This is a genomic window from Hyalangium sp., from assembly GCF_035629615.1.
Lineage (GTDB): Bacteria > Myxococcota > Myxococcia > Myxococcales > Myxococcaceae > Hyalangium.
The window spans coordinates 1-4275 of the sequence record NZ_DASPHO010000905.1; the positions used below are offsets into that span (position 1 = coordinate 1).

Here is a 4275-nt window from a genome sequence, read left to right on the forward strand (position 1 = left end):
CGCCTCTCCTCCCGGTGCCGGAACAGGAGGCTGCGGCGAACGGATCGTCCCGATAGCTCTGGCTGTGAGGGCCTCACGTCCATCGCCCCACTCTGCGCGGCTCTCCAGCCTCATGCCAGACGGGGTTCGTGCAGCGGATACGGTAACAGCGCGACCTGCTTAGGGTTTTGCCTTCGCCTTGTTGCGGGTTCGATTCCCGCCGCCTCCATGCTGAGCAGCCCGCCGCTCTGAGCCCACTCCAGGCCGCTGCCTCGGGCGCCAGCGGCCTGATAATTTCCGGCGCCATGTCTGCCTCCCGTCCCTCCCCGGTCTCCGCCGCCGACGCGGGTAGCGCCCTACCCTCCGCGCGGGATGGGGCCCCCAGGGTCCGTGAGGCCAGCGCCCCTGAGCGCCCCACCACCACCGTGGAGGGAAGTCTCGAGCGCATCACCTACACCCACGAGGAGGCCGCCTGGAGCGTGGTACGGGTGGCAGTCCACGGCCGCAAGGAGCCCATCACCGCGGTGGGCAACCTCCTGGGCGTCCAGCCGGGGGAGTCCCTTCGCCTCACCGGCTGGTGGGTGCAGGACCGGAAGTACGGGGAGCAGTTCCGGGTCGTCTCCTTCGCCACGCTGAAGCCGGCGACGCTGGTGGGCATCGAGAAGTATCTCGGCAGCGGGCTGGTGAAGGGCGTGGGCCCGGCGATGGCCAGGCGCCTGGTACAGCACTTTGGCCTGGAGACGCTGGACGTCATCGACTCGAAGCCCGAGCGGCTGGCGGAGGTGAAGGGCTTCGGGGAGAAGCGCCGCAAGCTCCTGCGCGAGACCTGGGCCGAGCAGCGCGACATCCGCCAGGTGATGGTCTTCCTGCAGTCCCATGAGGTGCCGGCCAGCTTCGCGGTGAAGGTCTACAAGCAGTACGGCGCCCACTCGATTGACGTGGTGCAGAACAACCCGTACCGGCTGTCCATCGACGTGCACGGCATCGGCTTTCGCACTGCCGACCGCATCGCTCAATCGCTCGGCGTGCCCGCCCACTCGCCGAAGCGCGCTGAGGCGGGGGTGTTGCACGTGCTCCGCGAGTTCTCCGAGGACGGCCACCTCTACGCGCCGCGCGACAAGCTCTCCGCGCGCACGGTGGAGATGCTGCAGGTGACGCCCGGGCTCGTGGAGGCAGCCATCACCCGGCTCGCCGCCGCCGAGTACATCGCCGTGGAGGGCGCCAGCGCCCTCGCCCACCCCCGCCCTGAGGACATCTGCGAGGCGGTGTACCTCAAAGCCCTGCACGTCTCGGAGGTCGCGGTCGCCAACCTCCTCAAGGCGCTCGCCGCCTGGCCCGCGCGGCCCCTGGAGCTGGACGTGGAGCGGGCCATCGCCTGGTTCGAGGGCCGCCAGGGCCTCTCGCTCGCCCCCGAGCAGAAAGAGGCGGTGCGACAGGCGATGGCGTCCAAGGTGCTGGTCATCACCGGCGGCCCGGGCACCGGGAAGACCACGCTGGTCAACGCCATCCTCTCCATCCTGGAGAAGAAGGACCGGAGGATCCTGCTCTCGGCGCCCACCGGGCGGGCAGCCAAGCGCATGGGGGAGGCGACGGGCCGCGAGGCGGAGACCCTCCACCGGCTGCTCGAGTACAACCCCCGCACCCACAGCTTCCAGCGCGACCGGCACAACCCGCTCGAGGCCGACATGCTGGTGCTCGACGAGGTGTCCATGGTGGACACCGTGCTGATGCTCAACGTGCTCAAGGCGCTGCCGCCTCACTGCCAGCTCCTGCTCGTGGGGGACGTGGACCAATTGCCGAGCGTGGGGCCCGGCAGTGTGCTCCAGGACATCATCGGCTCCGGGCACGTGCCGGTGGTGCGGCTGAAGCACATCTTCCGCCAGGCGCAGGCGAGCCTCATCATCACCAATGCCCACCGCATCAACCAGGGGGAGCTGCCCCAGGTGCCCTCCGGGGACGCGCTGGCCGACTTCTACTTCGTGGAGAAGGAGGAGCCCGAGGCCATCCTCGCGGCCCTCAAGACGCTGGTGAAGGAGCGCATCCCGCGCCGCTTCGGGCTGCACCCGGTGGACGAGGTGCAGGTGCTCGTGCCGATGAACCGGGGCCTCATCGGCACGGCGAACCTCAACGCCGTGCTGCAGGAGCACCTGAACCCTTCCGGGGAGGAGCTGGCGCGGGGCCAACGGACGTTCCGGGTGGGCGACAAGGTGATGCAGGTGCGCAACAACTACGAGCTCGGCGTCTTCAACGGGGACATCGGGCGGGTGGAGTCCCTCGACAAGGAGGAGCAGTCCCTGGTGGTGCGCTACGACGGGCGGCCGGTGGCCTACGCCTGGGCGGACCTCGACGAGCTGGTGCTCGCCTACGCCACGAGCGTGCACAAGTCGCAGGGCAGCGAGTACCCGTGTGTGGTGCTGCCCCTGCACACGCAGCACTACACGCTGCTGCAGCGCAACCTGCTCTACACCGCCGTGACGCGGGGCAAGAAGCTGGTGGTGCTGGTGGGAAGCAAGAAGGCGCTGGGGATTGCGGTGCGCAACGGGGAGCTTCAGAAGCGCTTCACGCGGCTCGCCGCGCGGCTGCGGGACTGAAGCAGAATGGCTGTCTCATCAGTGCCCCAGCATGGCGCGCACCCCCTACTCACGCTCGTCTTTGCTGACCGCCCAGATGGCGCCGTGGGCATCCGCCGTGTCCGAGGACGCTTCTGCCGTATAGAAGTAGGCCGCGACCGCGGCTCGACCCCGTCCCTCGGGACACTCCAGCGGGGCTGGGTGGCCATGCCAGTGCTCATCGCCATGAGCCATCACGACCAGCCGATCGAGGAGGGGAGCGATTCGTGTCTCGCACCTGGAGAGGTCGGCATTCCACAACTCGAGGTCGCCGCCCCAGGCGGGTTCCCAGTCGGGGTTCAGGTAGTAGAGGACGGTGAGCCGCCGCGTGAGCGCACGGAAGCGATCGCGGTTGAAGTCCGCGTGAAGCGCCAGATGGCCCCCACGAAGCGTGAGGTGCAGCCCGGCGCCCCGGAAATGCGGATCCGCGATGAGCCCCTGAACCCCGGTGAGTGTCTCCAGGAAGTCGAGGAACGACATGCTGGAGAACTCCGAGAGGAGATGTCGGAGCGCTCCGTGCACACCTTCGAACGCCTTGCGCTGAAGCTGACCCAGGCGCGCCGCCTGTTCCGGGTGATCGCGTCGCTTCCAACTGGCCTCGGAGCTGCCCGGGAAGACTCCTGCCAGGCCGGACGCGAGGGGCTCTCCCAGGAGGCCATCGATGACGACGTGAGGATAGGGCCGTGCGGCGCCGTAGGTGTCTCGATGGGCCAGCGCGAGCGAGCGGAGAGCCGTACGGGAGAGGAAGAAGCTCGGCCCTAGCAACGAGCCTTCTTCGAGGGTTGCGACGCTCACCAAGCCGCTCCTCAGTAGTTCGAGGACTCGTAGAAGCGCATGCCCATGCAACCGCTCGCGCCATTGCCCATGATGTAGGCACTGCCATAGAGCATCGGCGAGAAGGTCACGCCCACAGCCGCGAAGGACTCCTGGTTGTAGCAGCACGTCCCCCCGATGGGTCCGGAGCCGTCCGAGTCTACCTGGTAGGCGCCATGGTCCTCGGTCCAGGCATAGGCATACGTCTGGATGTTCCGGGTGAACTCCGAGAAAGGACCGAACTCGGACCACCTCGCCAATGTCGTGACGCTCCCATCCACCATGCCGTAGTCAAACGTGATGGTGAAGTCGTAGCTCCCCGCGCAGAACACGCCGGAGGGCGTACCGGAGCTTCCCAGCGTCGACCACTCGGGCGCGCTGACAGGCAGGGGCTCGTGGACGCCTGACGCGCGCGCCTGCGAGACGCTGTCCTCCAGATAGCGAATCAGCTTCTCGTTGGCTGCCAGGCGCTTCTCAGCGGCCCTCGAGCCGTACTGCTCCACGCGCATCGTCTCCAAAAAGGTGCGCTCCATCCGCGCGTTCTGCAACGCGAACTCGAAGCCCTCGGCACCATAGCCCATGCGCTCGTAGCCGCCTTCCGGCTTCGAGCGTTCCCAGACACCCGGAGAGATTTCGGTCCATGCCTGTGCCAGGGCCGTTTCCGAGATCGATGTATGGGATTCCACCGCGAACTCCCGATTCGAGACATCCGATTCCACCGCTGTCCCTCCACCGCAAGCCACCAGCAGGATTGGAGCAACCAGGCCCTTCAGAAATGCGCTTCTCATTGAGTCTCCCTCGATGACATGAGGCGGCCGAGGATAGCCGCTGCGGGGAGGGAGCTGAAGGATCTGGAAACGATCTTCCTAAAACG

General features: G+C 67.5%; 3 protein-coding genes. 1 reads left to right on the forward strand and 2 read right to left on the reverse strand.

The window, feature by feature from the left end; genetic code table 11:
• The first annotated feature begins 284 nt into the window (after positions 1-284).
• Positions 285-2570 carry an ATP-dependent RecD-like DNA helicase gene (locus tag VD972_RS45165; protein ID WP_324996316.1) on the forward strand — a complete coding sequence of 762 codons (2286 nt, stop codon included), beginning with the start codon at positions 285-287 and terminating at the stop codon, positions 2568-2570.
• A gap of 45 nt (positions 2571-2615) precedes the next feature.
• On the opposite strand, the gene VD972_RS45170 is transcribed toward VD972_RS45165, so the two are convergent.
• Both VD972_RS45170 and VD972_RS45175 read right to left on the reverse strand, forming a co-directional pair.
• Positions 2616-3383: a 2OG-Fe(II) oxygenase gene (locus VD972_RS45170; RefSeq protein ID WP_324996318.1), complete on the reverse strand. Its 768-nt coding sequence runs from the start codon at positions 3381-3383 to the stop codon at positions 2616-2618.
• Between the two features lie 11 nt (positions 3384-3394).
• Entirely contained in the window at positions 3395-4120 is a 726-nt protein-coding gene (locus VD972_RS45175) for a hypothetical protein (protein ID WP_324996320.1), read from the reverse strand.
• Positions 4121-4275: the final 155 nt, after the last annotated feature.

Coding starts and splice junctions, on each gene's coding strand:
- VD972_RS45165 (WP_324996316.1), top strand. CDS start 285: ATGTCTGCCTCCCGTCCCTCCCCGGTCTCCGCCGCCGACGCGGGTAGC.